Annotated in this window: 19 protein-coding genes; 6 read left to right on the top strand and 13 right to left on the bottom strand. The window is 66.6% G+C overall.

What is annotated here, in order from left to right:
• Nucleotides 1–168 precede the first annotated feature (168 nt).
• Nucleotides 169–978, top strand: coding sequence for an amidohydrolase family protein (locus OG326_RS27750; protein ID WP_327140065.1), 810 nt, complete (start codon nt 169–171; stop codon nt 976–978).
• Nucleotides 979–981: 3 nt separating this feature from the next.
• On the opposite strand, the gene OG326_RS27745 is transcribed toward OG326_RS27750, so the two are convergent.
• Genes OG326_RS27745 through OG326_RS27710 form a run of 8 tightly spaced genes read right to left on the bottom strand, consistent with a single transcriptional unit; the run spans nt 982 to nt 8,775 of the window.
• On the bottom strand, nt 982–1,830 hold the full coding sequence (locus OG326_RS27745; RefSeq protein WP_327140064.1) for a carbohydrate ABC transporter permease: 849 nt from the start codon (nt 1,828–1,830) through the stop codon (nt 982–984).
• Nucleotides 1,823–2,776, bottom strand: a complete 954-nt coding sequence (locus OG326_RS27740) for a carbohydrate ABC transporter permease (RefSeq protein ID WP_327140063.1) — start codon at nt 2,774–2,776, stop codon at nt 1,823–1,825. The genes OG326_RS27745 and OG326_RS27740 overlap by 8 nt, the downstream gene beginning before the upstream one ends.
• Before the next feature lie 4 nt (nt 2,777–2,780).
• Nucleotides 2,781–3,638, bottom strand: a complete 858-nt coding sequence (locus OG326_RS27735) for a metallophosphoesterase (RefSeq protein WP_327140062.1) — start codon at nt 3,636–3,638, stop codon at nt 2,781–2,783.
• Entirely contained in the window at nt 3,635–5,005 is a 1,371-nt protein-coding gene (locus OG326_RS27730) for an ABC transporter substrate-binding protein (protein ID WP_327140061.1), read from the bottom strand. Before OG326_RS27730 ends, OG326_RS27735 begins: the two co-directional genes overlap by 4 nt.
• Before the next feature lie 34 nt (nt 5,006–5,039).
• Nucleotides 5,040–6,173, bottom strand: coding sequence for an ABC transporter ATP-binding protein (locus OG326_RS27725; protein ID WP_327140060.1), 1,134 nt, complete (start codon nt 6,171–6,173; stop codon nt 5,040–5,042).
• 9 nt (nt 6,174–6,182) lie between these two features.
• Entirely contained in the window at nt 6,183–7,076 is an 894-nt protein-coding gene (locus OG326_RS27720) for an alpha/beta hydrolase family protein (RefSeq protein ID WP_327140059.1), read from the bottom strand.
• Nucleotides 7,073–7,600: a YiiD C-terminal domain-containing protein gene (locus OG326_RS27715; RefSeq protein WP_327140058.1), complete on the bottom strand. Its 528-nt coding sequence runs from the start codon at nt 7,598–7,600 to the stop codon at nt 7,073–7,075. Before OG326_RS27715 ends, OG326_RS27720 begins: the two co-directional genes overlap by 4 nt.
• Before the next feature lie 14 nt (nt 7,601–7,614).
• Entirely contained in the window at nt 7,615–8,775 is a 1,161-nt protein-coding gene (locus OG326_RS27710; RefSeq protein WP_327140057.1) for an acyl-CoA dehydrogenase family protein, read from the bottom strand.
• Between the two features lie 144 nt (nt 8,776–8,919).
• Here OG326_RS27710 and OG326_RS27705 point away from each other — a divergent pair, with 144 nt between their 5' ends.
• A complete protein-coding gene (locus tag OG326_RS27705) occupies nt 8,920–9,846 on the top strand; it encodes a PDR/VanB family oxidoreductase (RefSeq protein WP_327140056.1) in 927 nt (308 codons plus the stop codon).
• A 106-nt stretch (nt 9,847–9,952) separates the two neighbouring features.
• Nucleotides 9,953–10,651 (top strand): hypothetical protein, encoded by a 699-nt coding sequence (locus tag OG326_RS27700; RefSeq protein ID WP_327140055.1) that lies wholly within the window; start codon nt 9,953–9,955, stop codon nt 10,649–10,651.
• A 94-nt stretch (nt 10,652–10,745) separates the two neighbouring features.
• Here OG326_RS27700 and OG326_RS27695 read toward each other — a convergent pair whose 3' ends face one another.
• Nucleotides 10,746–11,690 (bottom strand): AraC family transcriptional regulator, encoded by a 945-nt coding sequence (locus OG326_RS27695; protein WP_327140054.1) that lies wholly within the window; start codon nt 11,688–11,690, stop codon nt 10,746–10,748.
• Nucleotides 11,691–11,777: 87 nt separating this feature from the next.
• Between OG326_RS27695 and OG326_RS27690 the strand changes: the two genes are divergently transcribed.
• Nucleotides 11,778–12,098, top strand: a complete 321-nt coding sequence (locus OG326_RS27690) for an EthD family reductase (protein ID WP_327140053.1) — start codon at nt 11,778–11,780, stop codon at nt 12,096–12,098.
• A 117-nt stretch (nt 12,099–12,215) separates the two neighbouring features.
• Here the strand turns inward: OG326_RS27690 and OG326_RS27685 are convergent, their stop codons facing one another.
• From OG326_RS27685 to OG326_RS27675, 3 genes are read right to left on the bottom strand one after another with little or no spacing between them, the layout of a single operon-like run.
• Nucleotides 12,216–12,869, bottom strand: a complete 654-nt coding sequence (locus OG326_RS27685; RefSeq protein WP_327140052.1) for a class I SAM-dependent methyltransferase — start codon at nt 12,867–12,869, stop codon at nt 12,216–12,218.
• A 53-nt stretch (nt 12,870–12,922) separates the two neighbouring features.
• Nucleotides 12,923–13,288, bottom strand: a complete 366-nt coding sequence (locus OG326_RS27680) for a TIGR03618 family F420-dependent PPOX class oxidoreductase (RefSeq protein ID WP_327140051.1) — start codon at nt 13,286–13,288, stop codon at nt 12,923–12,925.
• Complete coding sequence (locus OG326_RS27675; RefSeq protein ID WP_327140050.1) at nt 13,285–13,878, bottom strand: dihydrofolate reductase family protein; 594 nt, start codon at nt 13,876–13,878, stop codon at nt 13,285–13,287. The genes OG326_RS27680 and OG326_RS27675 overlap by 4 nt, the downstream gene beginning before the upstream one ends.
• A gap of 90 nt (nt 13,879–13,968) precedes the next feature.
• On the opposite strand from OG326_RS27675, the gene OG326_RS27670 reads away from it, so the two are divergent.
• Both OG326_RS27670 and OG326_RS27665 read left to right on the top strand, forming a co-directional pair.
• Nucleotides 13,969–14,421, top strand: coding sequence for a winged helix-turn-helix transcriptional regulator (locus OG326_RS27670; RefSeq protein ID WP_327140049.1), 453 nt, complete (start codon nt 13,969–13,971; stop codon nt 14,419–14,421).
• A gap of 106 nt (nt 14,422–14,527) precedes the next feature.
• Nucleotides 14,528–15,565 carry a methyltransferase gene (locus tag OG326_RS27665; protein WP_327140048.1) on the top strand — a complete coding sequence of 346 codons (1,038 nt, stop codon included), beginning with the start codon at nt 14,528–14,530 and terminating at the stop codon, nt 15,563–15,565.
• Here the strand turns inward: OG326_RS27665 and OG326_RS27660 are convergent.
• Nucleotides 15,545–16,765, bottom strand: a complete 1,221-nt coding sequence (locus OG326_RS27660; protein WP_327140047.1) for a cytochrome P450 family protein — start codon at nt 16,763–16,765, stop codon at nt 15,545–15,547. The two genes, OG326_RS27665 and OG326_RS27660, sit on opposite strands and share 21 nt — an antisense overlap.
• Nucleotides 16,766–16,842: the final 77 nt, after the last annotated feature.

Genomic DNA, 16,842 nt, shown 5'->3' with positions numbered 1-16,842 from the left:
TCACCACCTCACACGATGCGAGCACCCCCTCCCGAGTAACCCGCAGGACCACGTTGGTGGGCCACATCCGGGTCGCTTTGAGTTCGATCAGCCGCTGCGGCAACAGCGTCTTCAAAACTGATCGATCTACGGCCATGATGGACACGAGGTCGAAAGGAGCACCGGCGCATGACGATCGACGCTTGGGCGCAACATCCCACCGCCCGCTTTCTCGCACAGGACATGTTCGCCTCACTGCGGAAGTGGACCGGTGATGCCATCCCCGCGGGTGAGATCCCGCTGTCGGCGACCCTGGCGGTGATGGATGCCGCCGGTGTGGACCGGGCGCTCATCTCGGCCTGGTCGGCGCCGGAGGGCGTGCTGATCAGCAATGACGAGGTCGCCAAATGGGTGGCCGAGGCGCCCGACCGGTTCTCCGGTATCGCCTCGGTGGATCTGCGCAAGCCCATGGAGTCCGTGCGTGAGCTGCGCCGGTGTGCCGAGCAGGGTTTCGTGGGCCTGCGGGTGCTGCCGTGGCTGTGGGAGGTGCCGCCCACCGATGCCCGCTTCTACCCGCTGTACGCCGCGTGTGTGGACCTGGGCATTCCGTTCTGCACCCAGGTCGGTCACACCGGCCCACTGCGCTCCTCGGAGCCTGGGCGGCCGATTCCGTATATCGACCGCGTGGCGCTGGATTTCCCGGAGCTGACCATCGTCTGCGGCCATATCGGCTACCCGTGGACCGAGGAGATGATCGCGGTCGCCCGCAAGCATGAGAACGTGGTCATCGACACCTCGGCCTACACCACGAAACGCCTTCCGCCCGAGCTCGTCTCGTATCTGAAGACCCGCAGCGGCCGCCGGAAGGTGTTGTTCGGCACCAACTATCCGATGATCTTCCCGCAGCACGCGCTGGCCGGTCTGGACGAGCTCGGCCTCGATGACGGGACGCGCGCACTGTATCTGGAGGGCAACGCGCGCCGCGTCTTCGGGCTGTAGCGCCTACTTCAGTCCGGAGCGGACGAAGGCATTGACAATGTGCCGCTGCAGCAGCAGATAGAGCGCGAGCACCGGCAGGCAGGCCAGGCCCGCGACGGCCATCATCGGCCCCCACTGCGTGCCCTCGGTGCCCATGAAGCTGCGCAGGCCCAGTTGCAGCACCCCATTGGACTTGCGCAGCACCACCGCGGGCCAGAAGTAGTCGTTCCAGGCATTGATGAACAGCAGAATGCCCAGGGCCGCCAGGGCGGAGCGCAGATTCGGCACCACGACCGTCCAGAGAATCGACCAGGAGGAGCGCCCGTCCATCTTCGCCGCGGCCACCAACTCCTTCGGAAAGGCTGCCATATGCTGTTTCATCATCAGCACCCCGAGCGCCGAGCACAGCGTGGGCAGGACGATGCCGATCAGGGAGTCGATCAGTCCCAGCCGGGTGAGCAGAATGAAGTTCGGCAGCATGGTCACCTGGAACGGCACCAGCCAGATGCCGACGAACGCCAGATACAGCAGCTTCTGCAGCGGGAAGGTGTACATGGCGAAGGCGTACGCGGCCAGCAGTGCGACCAGCAGCTGTCCGGTGGCCGAGAGTATCGCCACGAAGAAGGTATTCGCGATCAGGCCGGCGATGTCGACCTCGTGTGCCGCGGTGGAGAAGCTGCTGAACGACAGCGGCCACGGCAGCGGTGACTGCGAGTTGACGTCCTCGGGCCGGCGCAGAGCCGTGGCGAAGAGCCAGTAGATGGGGAAGACGCACAGGAGCGCGGTGACCGCCAGCAGCAGATGACTGCTCGCGGTCCGCACGCGTGCACCGATCGAGGTGTCGGTGATCGTGGCAGGCGACGTATCAGTCATCGTTGAAGGCAACCTTTTCCGAGATCCAGACGAGTATCCCGGCCACCACGCCGAAGCCGAGGAAGAGCAGAACGCCTGCGGCGGCGCTCAATCCGGCGTCGAAGCTGTGGAATGCGTAATCCCACAGCAGGTAATAGATATTCGTGGTGGCCTGCGCGGGCCCGCCCTGGGTCATCGTATCGATGAGCGGGAAAGTCAGTGTGGGACTGAGCAATACGGTGGTGAGCACCAGGAACATGAGGGTGGGCGAGAGCATCGGCAGGGTGATCCAGCGCAGGATCTGGCCGGGGCTGGCGCCGTCCACCTGGGCCGCCTCGTTGTAATCGCCGCTGATACCGGCCAATCCGGCCCACACCACCAGCACCGCGAAGCCCAGCAGCTGCCAGCCGGTGATCACGATGATCACCCCGTGTGCCGTCGAGACGTCGTACACCCAGTTCCGCTTGCTGCCGAGCAGCTGATCGACGAATCCGCTGCCCGGATGCAGGAGCCAGCGCCATACCGCCGCCGCGGCGACCGGAGCGACGAGGAAGGGCGCGAAAATGAAGGCGTGGTACAGCGTCTGGGCGCGGCCCCGCACCCGCTGACTGGCCAGGGCCACGAGCAGCGGCAGCGCCACCGTGAACGGCAGCAGGCCCGCGATCATCTCCGCGGTTCGCCGCAGAGACGCCCAGAAGGTCGGAAGTTCCAGCAGCCGAGTGTAATTCGCGGCGCCCACCGGCTTCATAGGCGAGGACGGGAGCAGATTCCATGAGTAGGTGGACAATTCGAACGCCTGCAGCAGCGGCCGATAGGTCCACACCACGACCAGGAACAGCGCCGGCGCCAGATAGAGATACGGCGAGACAATGCGCAGCACCCGGCGAGCCAGGATGCGGCGCGGCCGCGCCGCCGGTGCCGTAACGGTCACCAGCGGCGCGGCCTGCGGAGCGTCTACGACGAACACCGCATCACCCGGAGTGTGCGACCACGGTCGCCAGTCGTTCGAGCACGGCGGCCTCGTCATTGTTGTAGATCTCGGTCGCGGGGGTGGTCTCCACGGCGGTGGCGATCACCGCCGAGGGCAGCACATCGATTCGGCTGTAACCGGATCCGGTGATACTGCGCTGGCGTCCCACCGGCGACATGGCGTCGAGGCGGTAGGCCAGGGCCGGACCGACCCACACCGGAATTCCGGCCAGTGCGGAGGCGGCGGTCATATGGTTGTGCCCGCACAGGATCATGCGCACATCGGTGCCCGCGACCACTGCCGCCAGTTGTTCGGCATGCTGCAGCTTCAGCACCTGCGCGGCCGCGATGGCGGACGGCAGCGGCGGATGGTGCAGCACCAGCAGCGTGCCCCGCGGTGCGGGGGTGCGCAGTTCCTCGGCGAGCCAAGCCAGCTGCTCGGGCTCCAGCCTGCCGTCGGCCAGACCCGGAATGGTGCTGTCCAGCGCGATGATTCGCAGTCCGGATACCTCGGTGACCCGATCGTGCGGGGCTGCCGGATCGACCGAACCCGGCTCGCGGCCGAGCAGTTCGACGCCGAACGCGGTGCGCTCGTCATGATTTCCCATGACGTAGACCAGTTCGGCCCCGAGCTTCTCGGCCACCGGTTCGACGGCTTCGCGCAGGCGGCGGTAGCCCTCGATCGAGCCGTTGTCGGTGAGGTCACCGGTCAGCAGCAGCGCGTCGATGTGCCGTCCGCTCGAAAGCAGTTGCTGCAGTGCGCGATCGAGTGCGGCGTAGGTGTCCACCGTATCGAGCACCTGCTCACCGCTGGCGCGAATATGGGTGTCGGTCAGCTGGATCAGCGTCAATTCGTTCATGATGCCGGCAGCAGTTTGGCGCCCTCGTTACGAGCGGCGGTGAGTGTGGACTGCGGATCCTTGCCCTGGAAGACGATCGACTCGACCGCGTCCATCATGCCGTCGCGGACCTGCAGATAGTTATTGCCCGGCATGGAAACCCACGGCTCCATATTCGCCAGCTGCGCGACATTCGGGGTGACCAGCGGATTCTTCGCGGCCCAGTCGTGCAGCACGCCCGGCGCGGTGAGCATATCGCTGCGCAGCGGCAGGTAGCCGATATTGGTGGTGATCCTGGTGTAGGAATCCTCACTGGTGAGGAACTTGATCAGCTCCCAGGCCGCCCGCTGCTTGGCCGGGTCCTTGGACAGGATGTGCAGGCCCGCACCGGAATTGGTGGGCACGGTCGGCTTGGGTCCGAAGCTCGGCATGGCCGCGGCGCGCAGATCCCACTTGTCCTTGGCGCCCGCCGTGAAGGTGCCCTGAATGGAGCTGGTCTCCAGGATCATGCCGATATCGCCGCGAGCGAACGCCTCGTAGCCCTGCTTCTGCGCCAGCTTCGGCATTTCGCCGGCATTGACCAGATCCTGGGCCATCTTGGTGACCTGTACGGACGGATCGTCGGCATAGGTCAGCGAATGGCGATCCTCGGAGATGACCCGCCCGCCATTGGAACGCACCATGGACTGGAAGCACCAGTCCTTGGCGGCCTTGGTCAGGCAGTCGATGTAGACGCCGTCCTTACCGGTCTTGGTATTGATCGCCTTGGACGCGTCCGCGACCTCCTGCCAGGTGGCCGGCGGCTTGTTCGGATCGAGCCCGGCCTGGCTGAAGAGGCTGGCGTTGTAATACAGCACCGGGGTGGAGAAGACGAACGGCACACCGTAGGTCTGCCCGTCCCAATCGTCGAGGGTGCGGGCCTTCGGGGCGAACGGGAAGGTGGCGCCGTCGAAATTCGCCTGGACCGCCTGCTTGCCGAATAGCGTGTCGAGGGATTTCGCCTGCAGCTGGTGGATGGTGAAATCCAGGTCGCTGAAACCCAATTGGGCCACATCCGGCGGCGTGCCGGCGACCATCTGGTTCTGAATGCTGGAGATGGTGTCGGTGGCCGGGTTCGGGCTGTTGCCCTGCGGCTTCTGCGCGGTGACCTTGATATTCGGGAATCTCTTGCCGAAATCGGAGATCAGCGAGTTGAAGGTGTCGGTCCACGCGCCGGCCAGGCCGTAGTTGTAGGACTCGAACACGATCGACACCTGCTGGTCCGGCTTGAGCTCGGGGACCTGTCCGGTGGCGGTGGAGTCGGTGGAGGTGGTGCCGCCGAGCCCGCAGCTGGTGAGCGCGAGCGTGGCGGCGAACACCAAGCCCGCAAGGGGCAGGGTGCGTTTCACGGTATTTCTCCTCATCGAATGGGTCGTACGGAAGTCAGGCGACGGACACGGCCGTCGCTTCGGGAACGGGTATCTCGAGCTGCTCGGGCTGCTGCCACGAGAGTCGGAGCCCGGAGTCGGCTTCGAAAAGGTGAATATCGCTGGGGTGCACACTGAGACCGATGTCCTCGCCCGCGCGCACCCCGGCGGGCCGGGCGGCGCGGACGCACAATTCGACCGAGCCCGCCGTGACATGGACGAGCTCCTCGCTGCCGAGGTTCTCCACCATGGTCACCTGCCCGCGTACGGCAGTGGCGGCATCGTCGATGCGCAGGCGTTCGGGGCGGATTCCGGCGATGACCGACGTCTCTTCGTCGTTCTCGGAGGCGGTGATGTCGAGAGCCGCTTCCACCCCGTCGGCCCGCACCCACAGTTCGCCTTCACGCCGGATCACCTGTGCCGGAAAGAGATTCATCGGCGGGGAGCCGAGGAATCCGGCCACGAAGGTTGTCCGCGGCCGGTCGTACAGCTCCTCGGGGGTGCCGACCTGTTCGATCCGCCCCCCATTGAGCAGTGCGATTCGGGTGGCCATGGTCATGGCCTCGACCTGATCGTGGGTCACGTACAGGAAGGTGGCGCCCAGGCGGCGGTGCAGGGCGATGAGCTCGGCGCGGGTCGCACTGCGCAGCTTCGCATCCAGGTTGGACAGCGGCTCGTCCATCAGGAAGGCGCCCGGATCGCGAACCATGGCGCGCGCCAGGGCAACTCGCTGCCGCTGGCCGCCGGAGAGCGCGGCGGGACGGCGGTCGAGCAGTTGCGAGAGCTCCAGCGTGGCCGCGACCTCCGCGACCCGCGCGGCAATGGTCGCGCGGGGACGGCGGCGGGCGCGCAGCGGGAAGCCGATGTTCTTCGCCACCGTCAGGTGCGGGTACAGCGCATAGCTCTGGAACACCATCGCCAGATCCCGGCGCTGCGGGGCCTCCTGCGTAATGTCATTGCCGTCCAGCAGGATTCGGCCGGACGACGGCTGCTCCAGCCCCGCGATCATGCGCAGCAGCGTGGATTTGCCGCAGCCGCTGGGGCCGAGCAGCACCAGGAATTCCCCATCGGCGATGTCGAGGCTCACCTCGCGCACCGCGTAGTCGGCGCCGAATTGTTTCGACACCGTGTCGATCTGCAGGCGTGCCACGTTTCTCCTTCAGACCGGCTGTGCGCCGGTCGTGATCCATCCCGCCACACCCGCCGCGACGGCCGGTGCGTCCTTCACCCACAGGAAGTGATCGCGATGCTGGATCGGCGAGTTCTCGTCGATATGCCACTGGGTCACCTGGGCGGCGGGCATGCGCGACACCAGGAAGTCCACATTGGATTTCGGGCCGAGCACGTCCTGATCCAGCGAGATGACCAGCACCGGCAGCTTCAGGGCGGCGAGCAGGGTGTTGTATTTGCGGCTGGTGCCGCGCGGGCGGTAGTAGCTGGTCAGCGAGTGGATCGACCAGTCGATCATGACGCCGCCGGGCATCGGGGCCGGAATCAGCACACCGCCGGGCCAGTGGCCCGAGATCCGCGATTTGATGCCGATCCACTGGATCTGGCTCAGCGCCTCGAACCAGCGGCGCGGGCCGAATGCCCACCAGAACACCGTGCCGGTGCCGATGACGGTCACGCCGGCGACGCGGCCGGGTTCGGCGGCGGCGAACAGCAGGGCGAGCTGACCGCCCAGACTGTGGCCGAACAGGTGGACCGGCGCTCCCGGGAAGCGCTCTTCGACCGCGGCGACAATGGCGGGCAGATCGATCTCGATCATCTCGCGGTAGCCGAAGTCGGTGTGATCGCCCAGTGCGGGCCGGGCCTCACCGTGTGCGCGCAGATCGACAGTTGCCACCGAAAGGCCCTGCGCCTGAAGTCCTTTGGCGAGCGCCAGGTAATTGCGCGCCTTCATCGCCATGGCGGGCAGGATCAGCACGACCGGTGCGTCGGCGCGCTCGGCGGGCAGCCAGCGGAGGGTGAACTCGATACCGTCGGCGGGGGAGACCCGCGTGGATTCCAGAGTGCTGAACTCCGACGGCGGTTTGGGCGTCGCGGTGGTCACGACAGTTCCGTTCCGGCGATGGTCACCATGCAGACGTAGTCGAAGGTGAATTTGGCGACCGCCACCTCGTTGTCGTCGAGAAGTACTGCCTTGCCGGACAATTCGAAGCGCGAGGAGGTGGTCGCGGCGAGAATGTCGGCGAGTTCGCGCAGATCGACGGTGGCGACGGCACGAATGCGGCCCTGCGCCGGTTTGCGGTACGAGGCGGTGCCGCCGCGCAGCACCAGCGCCTCCACGGTGTGCAGGCGAGCGGCCGCCGCGCCGACAAACGCTGCCGCACCGGCGATATCGGCGGCGGTGAACAGCGCACCGGCGTGCACGGTGCCCATGTGATTGCCGACGGTATCGCCCGGCGGGATCTCCACGACCGAGCGGTCGGGGCTGATTTCGCTGATGACGGTGCCGACGTGGCGGCCGAAGGGGACCAGGGCCTGCGACACCGCCCGCAGGTATTCGTAATCGATGGCGGCGGGATCGAGGTCCGGGTAGGCGGCGCCGAATCCGGGGAGGGTTCTGGTGGTCATGATGATCGTTCCTTTCAGCGCGGTCCGCGCAGTACGCGCCGGGCGATCGACCAGCGCAGTACCTCGGACGGACCCTCGTAGATGCGGAATGCCCTGGCCTCGACCAGGAATCGGGCGACCAGGTGGTCTTCGGTGACGCCCAGTGCGCCGTGCAGCTGCACCGCGCGATCGAGCACCCGCCAGACCGCCTCGGAGACGAAGGTTTTCGCGATCGAGGTCTCGTGGCGGGCCTGCGGGGAGGTCGGTCCGTGGATATCGATGGTCTCGGCGGTCGCGCGGACCAGGCTGCGGGCGGCGGCGATATCGATCTCGCTGTCGGCGATGAGGCCCTGCGCCAGACCGTGTTCGGCGATCGGAACACCGAAGGAGTGCCGGCCGGTGATGTGGTCGATGGTCAACTGCTGCGCCCGCACCGCGAGGCCGAGCCAGTTCATGCAGAAGGTCAGGCGCGACGGGGCGAGGCGGACCTGCGCCAGCTCCAGGCCGCGGCCCACCTGGCCGAGCACCGCGGCGTCGGACACCTCGCAGTCGGCGAAATTGACCTCGCAGTGCCCGCCGGGAGCGCTGGTGTGATCCAGGGTGCGCATGCGGCGGCCCACCTGCAGACCCGGATTGTCCTGATCGACCAGGAACATGGTGGGGCCGTCGGTGGTCATGGCGACACAGATGATGAAGGCCGCGCCGTTCGCACCGGTGGTGAAGTGCTTGGCGCCATTGATGACCCAGCCGGTGTCGGTCTCCTGCGCGGTGGTCTGCAGCATGCGCGGATCCGAGCCGGCGCCGGGGGCGGGCTCGGTCAGGGCGATGGCCGAGCGGACCTCGCCGGAGGCCAGCGGGGCCAGATACCGTTCCTGCTGTTCGGCATTGGCGACATGCGCCAGCAGGTGGATATTGCCGTCGTCGGGGGCCCAGGCGTTCACCGCCAGGGGGCCGAGCAGGCTGGCGCCCGCGGCCTCCAGCACCTGCGCCTGGCCGCGGGTGTCCAGGCCGAGACCGCCGTAGCGCGGGTCCGACAGGGGACCGAAAACCCCTGCGGCCTTCGCCTTCTTCTGCAGGTCCAGTCGCATCTCGTCATCGGTGACGCGACCGTCGACCACCACCTCCCGTTCGACCGGTATGACGTGATCAATAACGAACTGTCTGGTCTGCTCGACCAGCTCCGTCACAGCGCTCATGGGGTCAGTGTCGGTCCGCCGCAGCGTGTCAGGTCCGGGCGATAGGCAGAGCCGATCGTACGAATCGACTCCCGCTACCGGCGCGCGATCAACGGTACTGCTCGGTCAGGGTGATCCCGACGCTGATTCCACCGAGGGGATGCGATGACCGACCTGACGGTTCGGGTGACCGATCGACGTGATGTGGCCGAGGGTGTATTCGCTCTCGAGCTGGCGGACGTCGATGGCGGGCCGCTGCCGCACTGGACGCCGGGCGCGCACATCGATGTGAGCGCCGGTGCGGCCGGTGTGCGGCAGTACTCGCTGTGCGGCGATCCTGCCGATGAGCGGCACTGGCGCATTGCCATCCTGCACGAACCGGCCGGGCGCGGCGGTTCCGATCATCTGCACCGCACCGCTGAGCCCGGGACGCAGCTCCGGGTTTCGCAGCCGCGCAACAACTTCGAACTGGTGCCCAGTGACGCGTACCTGTTCGTAGCGGGCGGGATCGGCATTACGCCGATCCTGCCCATGCTGGCGGCGGCGCAGCGTGCGGGAGCGCGCTGGTCGCTCTACTACGGGGCGCGGACGCGGGCACACCTGTCCTTCGAGAGCGAATTGCGGCACCAGCGGGTGCATCTCATGCCGCAGGACGAGAGCGGGCTGCTGCCGATCGCGACGATCCTCGCCGAGCATGCGGGCAGCACGGTGTACTGCTGTGGACCCGAGCCGCTGCTGAACGTCGTCGAAACCGAAGGCGCGCTGGCGGGACTCGAGGTGCGCACCGAGCGATTCGTGCCGAAACAGGTGGATACGACCGGTGATCGGGCGTTCGAACTGCGACTGGCTCGCACCGGGCGCACGCTGCGGGTCGCGGCGGACCGGACCATCGTCGAGGTGCTGGAGAGCGCGGGCATCGAGGTCATCACCTCGTGCCGGGAAGGCACCTGCGGCAGCTGTGAGACGCCGGTGCTGGAAGGCGAGATCGAGCACCGCGACACGGTGCTGACCGCCGCCGAGCGCGAGGCCGGGGCGACCCTCATGCCCTGCGTCTCCCGGGCGCGCTCGGATCTGCTGGTCCTGGACCTGTGACGGCGAAAGGCCCTGTCCCCGAGGGAATCACGCGCGACAGACAAGCACGTAAATCCACGTGCCTAGTTCCCGATTCGGGGAATGACAGAGAGAAGAAGAAACCAAGATGAGGAAGACTGCTGCGGCGTCCGCGCTGCTCGTCGCCGCGCTGGGCTTTGCCGCCGGGGCCACCGGAGCGGCCCAGGCTGATCAGAACGAGGCCGTGAACTTCACGGCGACCAATACCGAGAAGTCGACGATCATCAAGACCGATGCCGGCTCGCTGACCAATGAGAACGGCGTCTTCAAGATCAAGGCTGCCAATGGCGCCGTGCTCGGCGGCACCGAATTGTCCTTCCGGGTGGACGATTTCGTCTTCCCGATCGCCGCTGAGATCAGCGACCACACCGCCACCCTGACCCCGGAGCTGGAGATCGACAAGGCTGTCTACCAGCCGGTCGCGCTGCCCTTCGACGACACAGCCCCCTGGAAGACCCCCTACGACCGCGAGCAGGCCGCCTGGGGCCGTATGCGTGACACCATCGCCACCGGTGCCGCCATCGGCACCCTGACCGGTGGTCTCGGCGGCGGCGCTGTCGGTTGCATCATCGGCGGCGTTGTCGGCGCCGGCGCTGCCGCTGCCGCCATCGTCGGTCTCTTCGGCCCCATCGTTCCCGCCGCCGTCCTCGGCTGCATCGGCGGCATGGCGGCCATCGGCTTCCTCGGCACCCTCGCCGGGCAGCTCCTGATTACCGCCCCGGTCGCCATCCTGGCCGCGGTGCAGTACTTCACCACGATCAACCAGCCCTTCACTCCCGCGAAGTAGCTGGCCTGACCCGGCGAACCTCGCCCGGGGGACACGGACCCCGCCCGGACCCTACATCCGGGCGGGGTCTTTCGCGTGCTTCGGACCGGGTTCGTCAGCGTCCCGGCCTCTCTCGTCGCCAGCGCGCGGGTGGTGTGCCGTAGCGGTTCTTGAACGCCCGGCTGAATGCGGCCTCCGAGGTGTAGCCGACGCGCTCCGCGATGAGCGTGACCGGCAGGGAGGTGCTGCGGAGCAGTTCGGTGGCGGCATCGAGGCGGACGTGCGCGAGATAGGTGGCCGGGGGCTTCCCGACGCGAGCGACGAACCGTGCGGCGAAGGTCGACCGGGACAGGTTGCAGGTGTGGGCCAGCTCCTCGACTGTCCAGTCGTGGCCGGGGTTTCGGTGGATCGCGCTGAGGGTCAACCCGATCTGCGGGTCGAATGCACCGGCGAGCCAGTTGGGTTCGGCGTCCTTGCCCGCGGCCCAGGCGCGCAGGATCTGGATGAAGATCAGATCGAGGATGCGGGCGATCATGACCGCCGATCCCTGTGAGGGCGAATGCATTTCGATCAGGAGCATCCTGCGCGCCACTGCGAGGCCCTCGGGGGCCGGGGCGCGGGCGTCGCCGAGGATGATCACGGGCGGCAGGCTCCCGAGCAGGTGGCTCGCCTGTGGGTCGCCGATGGCGAATGTGCCGCAGAGCCAGCGCGCCGGCTCGGATGCGTTGTTCTCCGCGGCGCTCGCTGATGTGCGGTTGCCCGCATTGCTGATGTGGTGGGGGTCGCCGCGCGGGAGCAGGACAACATCGCCGCACCTGAGTTGTTCGACGTGGGAATCGCCGTCGATTCGGAGCTCGAGCTCGCCCGCTTCGATGATGTGCAGGCTGCCGGTATCGGCGAAGCCGATCGAGAAGGTGTGCGGCGGACCGTATTCGGTGGTCCGTTCACCGCTCAGACGCACGCTCCGGAGTAGTTCCGAGAGTAGGTCGTCCGACTGGTCAGCTGGCGAATCAGCCTGTGTCGCTGGACGATCGGCAAGATTTACCGGCGGTTGGGTCATAGTCGCTACCCATTCCTCTGGCTAGTGTCGACAACCGTGAGCGGGTGCGCTCGCTGGTATCAACGGAGACTAACGGAGAGGTCAGCAATGACCGAGCACGGCAATACCACCAAGATCACCTTCGTCTATTCCAATCCCACCGACCCCGGCGCCTTCGAGTCGGCCTACCCCGACCAACTCACCCTGGCGCGCAAACTCCCCGGTCTCACCAAACTGCAGACCTCCAAGGTCTGGCCCAAGGAAGACGGCAGCCCAACCCCCGCCTACCGACTCCTGGATCTCTACTTCACCGATTACGCCTCCGCCAGCGCCGCTGCCTCCGAAGCAGGCCCCCTGGTCGCCGCCACCCTCGAACACGCCACCGGGGGCGTGATCATCGCCTTCGCGGAAATCCTCGAGGACGACTGACCCGCCCCTCGAAAGGCAGCCCGATATCCAGAGCGGCTCGGCCTGAGCGGTCAAATATCTCGACATCCCGGCAATATTTGTTGCCCGGGAACGATTTCTGACCGCTCAGGCCGGTGTTCAGCTGCGGTCGTAATGCGAGCTGACGCTGTCCTGTCCGGTGTAGTTCGGCCCGGCGTGGTCATCGGCGCCGAGATACCGGAACTCCCATCCAGGAATCGCGTGCCCGGTGCGGGTAAGTCTTCGATTCCGGGCGTCGTAGTGGAATCCGTTGCCCCGCAGGGCGGTAGTGAATCTCCTGCCGATCGGGGAGCCGTCGGCCCAGCGCACCGAGGAGGCATCGAAGTTGGCGGCGAATTGTCCATCGGTGGTGAGCCAGGACGACATTCGTGTCAGCGCTTCGAGTTTGTCGCCGATGTAGTGCAGGCTGTGGACGGCTGTGATGAGGTCCACCTGAGTGTCCGGGGTCCAGGTCAGCACCGAACCGGTGACCAAATCGATTCCGGGGCACGGGGATCCGGCAAAGTAGCCGACGAGGTCGAGGCCGATGATCTGGACCTGTCGGGGCAGCGACCGAGCTGCTTCGAAGAGGGCGTGGCCGCTGCCGCATCCGATGTCCAGCCAGCGCTGGGGCGCCTGTCGTGCGGCCAGCCATGCCACCGGGTCGAAGCCGAGTTCGCGGCGGTACGCGGGGAGTCGGCGGTCACGGTTCATCGCGGAGTTGGCCACGACCGAACTCTGTTCCAGCCGCGTATCGTCGAGAAACTCAGTCACATCGATATCCTGCCGCACGGCCGTATTTCCGTCTCTCGACGGCAAGGCGGCTGCTACTCGGGGTCGATGAGGAGGACGACTCGATCGTGGGTCCGGGGGTAGGGGGAGCCGGTGTACTTCATGGCGATTCGGTCGACGATGGTCCAGGCAGCATCGCCGTCGAGCCACTCGACCACCCTGCCTCGAATGATCACCGGGTGGAAGAAGTTGTCGGCGGGGGTGATCGAGAGGGCCACTCGTGGATCTCGGCGCAGGTTGCGAGCTTTGCGGGAGCCCGGGCCGGTGAACATCGCGATGCGGTCGCCTTCGGTGCCGATGTAGACGGGGACGGCATGGGGAGCGCCGTCGGGGAGGACGGTGGCGACGTGGGCGTGCGGGGCGCCGTCGAGTACGCGGCGCACATCCGGATCGAGGCTCATCGCCGCACCTCGTAGTGCAGATGGGTGACGCCCGGGGCCGGGATGGCTTCGACCAGGTGCAGGCGCACGTGCTCGGGGAGTGATGGGAAGAAGGGGCGCCCGCTGCCGAGCAGGATGGGGACCTGATGCAGGATCACCTCGTCGACCAGTCCGGCCCGCAGGGCCGCGGTGACGACGCCGCCGCCCATGAGAGCGACATCGCGGTCGCCTGCGGCCGCGCGAGCTGCCGCGATCGCATCCTCGATTCCCGTGGTGACGAGCGTCTGCCGCTCGGTGATCTCCGGTGCGGGGCGGTGGCTCAGGACGTGCAGCCGGGCAGACGGGTGCGGGCTGCCGCCGCCGAAGTGGCTGGAGTCCTCATACGTATTGCGCCCTGCCACAACCGCTCCCACGCGCGCGGCCAGGGTGTCGAAGACTTTTGCGCTCGGCTCGCTCAGTGCGAATCCGTCGAATACCTGACTAGGGGTATCGCCGTTGAAATACCAGTCGAAGAGCATTCCGCCGTCACCGAGTCCGTGTTCGGCGTCGGGATTGCGGCCGGTGATGTACCCATCGACCGACACGGCGTGGGCGCTGAAGACTTTGGTCATCGCCAGGTTCCTTTCTAAGTTCCTTCAGGAGACTCCAAAACTGTAGCAACTGAAGTTCCCTAAGGGAACCCCAATGGTTAGACTGCTGATATGCAACGGACGAACTTCGGCGAGATGGCGTGCTCGATCGCCCGCGCCCTCGACGTCATCGGCGAGCCGTGGTCACCCTTGATCCTGCGCGACGTCTGGGTCGGCTTCTCCCGCTTCGAGCAGATCCAGGCCGACCTGGGCATCTCCCGCAAGGTCCTGACCGAGCGGCTCAACCACCTCGTCGAGCAGGGCGTACTGGACAAAAAAGCCTACGACCAGCGCCCACGCTACGAATACGTCCTGACCGAGAAGGGAACAGAGCTCATCGACCTACTCCTCGTCATGAAAGGCTGGGGCGACAAATGGTGCGCAGGCGACGCCGGCCCGCCCGTCCTATACCGCCACCACACCTGCGGCGAGATCAGCGACGTAGACCTCCGCTGCACCCACTGCGGTCACCCGATGCACGCAAACGACATCGACGTCCTACCAGGCCCGGGCGCGGCCCGATGAATTGGAGTAATCCAAAGCAACGCAACGCCTTTCCGCGCCACCGTGCCGTGGATCCTGCCTGATCCGATCCGATGGTCACGCAGGAGTCCGTAGGTAGGCTCCGGTCGTGAACGCTTCGGAGAGTGGACATTCGATTCTGGCCATGGCGGATCTTGCGACCCCGATGAGTATTCGGGTGGCCGCGACGCTCGGCTTGGTGGAGTGCGCGGGCGCCGTGGGTGCGACGACTGAGGAACTCGCCTCCCGCACTGGAACTTTCGGACCCGCACTGCGGCGGTTGCTGGACCATCTGGTGGCGATCGGGGTGTTCGATCTCGACCAGGAATCCGGTCGCTATCGGCCCACTGGCCTCGGCAATCAGATGAGCGGGGACTCACCGGAGGGGGTCAAGGTCCTGCTCGATATAGATAGCGCGGGCGGACGTGCCGAACTGGCCTTTGTCGAGTTGCTCGCGACAATCCGAACGGGCACAACGGCTTACCCGCGGCGGTACGGGCGGGAGTTCTGGGCCGACCTCGATGCCGAGCCTGCATTGCGGACGTCCTTCGATGCACAGATGAACTGGCGCTTCCGAATTCAGGCGACCCAGATCGCCGAGCGATTCGATTGGGGCCGTTTCTCCGACATCCTCGATGTCGGCGGCGGCGACGGGACCCTACTCGCAGCGATTCTGTATGCCCATCCCGCTGTTCGGGGCCGGGTGCTGGATCGTGCTCCGACCGCCGCTGCGGCCACCGAGAGATTCACCGCAGCAGGGCTTTCCGGCCGGGCGGACGCTATAGCCGGGAGCTTCTTCGACACGCTCCCGACCGGGGCCGAGGCCTATGTCCTGTCCGACATCCTGCACGATTGGAATGACGAGCGCGCACACGCCATCCTCTCCGCGTGTGCCCAGGCGGCCGGTCCGAACGGCGTCGTCGTGGTGATCGAGCCCATCCGGGGCAAAGGGGCCGACACCGCGATGGACCTGTTCATGCTGATGTGTTTCGACGGTCATGAGCGCTCAGTGGAGGAGTTGACCGCGATGGCCCAGAAATGTGGCCTGATGCTCCACGCGTCAGTTGCTGTGGCAGACGGGCGAACCGCTCTGGAATTCCGATTGACACCGCAACACCACTCGTCGTCAGTGGAGGCGGACCGGTAGTTCCAGGAGTCCGCGGATGAGGGTGCTGGATTGCCAGGTGGGGGTGGGGGCGGTGGGGGAGAGGTGGAGGTTTGGGAAGTGTTGTAGGAGGGAGGTGAAGGCTGTGTGGGCTTCCATGCGTGCGAGTGGGGCGCCGAGGCAGAAGTGGATGCCGTGGCCGAAGGCCAGGTGGGCGGAGGTGTCGCGGGTGGGGTCGAGGGTGTGGGGGTCGGGGTAGCGGGCGGGGTCGCGGTTGGCGGCTTCTAGGGCGATGTAGACGAGTTCGCCTGGGGGGATGGTGACGTCGGCGATGTGGATCGGTTCGGATGTGAAGCGGACGGTGGAGAGGTTGACCGGGCCGTCGTAGCGGAGGAATTCCTCGACGGCGGCGGGGATGGCGGCGGGGTCGGAGCGCAGGGCATGCAGTCGATCGGGGTGCAGGAGCAGCGCATATGTGCCGTTGGCGATGAGGTTCACTGTCGTTTCGTAGCCGGCGACGAGGAGCAGGAAGGACATTGCCACCAGCTCGGCTTCGGTGAGGGCGTCGCCGTCCTCTCCGACCTGGACCAGCCCGGAGAGGAGATCGTCGGCGGGCGCGGCCTGTTTCGCGCGGACCAGCCTCGTCAGGTAGGCGATCATGGCGAGGGAGGCGCGGGTGCGTTCCGCTTCGCGGCCTACGACGCCGACGATGTCCTGGGTCCACTGCTGGAAGTCGTCGCGTTCGGCCGGTGGTACGCCGAGTAGTTCGCAGATGACCGTAATAGGCAGTGGCACAGCGAATTCGCGCAGCAGATCGACTTCGTCACGGTCGGCGATCCCGTCCAGCAGGGCATCGGCAATCTGCTCGATGCGCGGCCGCAACGCTGCCACACGGTGCGCCGTGAATGCCTTGCTGACCAACTTGCGCAGGCGAGAGTGGTCGGGCGGGTCGATATTGAGCATGTGCGTCAGCAGCGCGATCTGCCGCGGATCCATGGGCGGCGTCTGACGTTTGCTGCTCACCAGCGCTTCGACATGCGCGATGTTCTTGCGCAGCCGCGGATCCGCGAGTGCGGCGCGGCCCTCCGCGTGGCCGAGGATCACCCAGCGAATCACGCCGTCGGGGAAGCGAACCCGCCGCACCGGACCGTATTCGCGCCAGCGGCGATAGTGCCGGTGCGGATCGGCGAAGAAGTCCGCGCCGATGGTCTCGATCCGGTCCGGTGTTTCGATATCGACCATGGCGCGACGCTATCGACTGGCGTGCGGGCGGACGCGGGGGTGCACCGGTCTCGATCAGCCGATCGGATATTGAAATG

This window comes from Nocardia sp. NBC_01327, from assembly GCF_035958815.1.
Classification (GTDB): domain Bacteria; phylum Actinomycetota; class Actinomycetes; order Mycobacteriales; family Mycobacteriaceae; genus Nocardia.
Note: the sequence above shows the minus strand (reverse complement) of the source record. Positions and strands in the feature narration are given on the sequence as shown.

Coding starts and splice junctions, on each gene's coding strand:
- OG326_RS27660 (WP_327140047.1), bottom strand. CDS start 16,765: ATGGTCGATATCGAAACACCGGACCGGATCGAGACCATCGGCGCGGAC.
- OG326_RS27675 (WP_327140050.1), bottom strand. CDS start 13,878: ATGACCAAAGTCTTCAGCGCCCACGCCGTGTCGGTCGATGGGTACATC.
- OG326_RS27715 (WP_327140058.1), bottom strand. CDS start 7,600: ATGACCACCAGAACCCTCCCCGGATTCGGCGCCGCCTACCCGGACCTC.
- OG326_RS27750 (WP_327140065.1), top strand. CDS start 169: ATGACGATCGACGCTTGGGCGCAACATCCCACCGCCCGCTTTCTCGCA.
- OG326_RS27705 (WP_327140056.1), top strand. CDS start 8,920: ATGACCGACCTGACGGTTCGGGTGACCGATCGACGTGATGTGGCCGAG.
- OG326_RS27690 (WP_327140053.1), top strand. CDS start 11,778: ATGACCGAGCACGGCAATACCACCAAGATCACCTTCGTCTATTCCAAT.
- OG326_RS27700 (WP_327140055.1), top strand. CDS start 9,953: ATGAGGAAGACTGCTGCGGCGTCCGCGCTGCTCGTCGCCGCGCTGGGC.
- OG326_RS27710 (WP_327140057.1), bottom strand. CDS start 8,775: ATGAGCGCTGTGACGGAGCTGGTCGAGCAGACCAGACAGTTCGTTATT.
- OG326_RS27735 (WP_327140062.1), bottom strand. CDS start 3,638: ATGAACGAATTGACGCTGATCCAGCTGACCGACACCCATATTCGCGCC.
- OG326_RS27680 (WP_327140051.1), bottom strand. CDS start 13,288: ATGAGCCTCGATCCGGATGTGCGCCGCGTACTCGACGGCGCCCCGCAC.
- OG326_RS27695 (WP_327140054.1), bottom strand. CDS start 11,690: ATGACCCAACCGCCGGTAAATCTTGCCGATCGTCCAGCGACACAGGCT.
- OG326_RS27670 (WP_327140049.1), top strand. CDS start 13,969: ATGCAACGGACGAACTTCGGCGAGATGGCGTGCTCGATCGCCCGCGCC.
- OG326_RS27745 (WP_327140064.1), bottom strand. CDS start 1,830: ATGACTGATACGTCGCCTGCCACGATCACCGACACCTCGATCGGTGCA.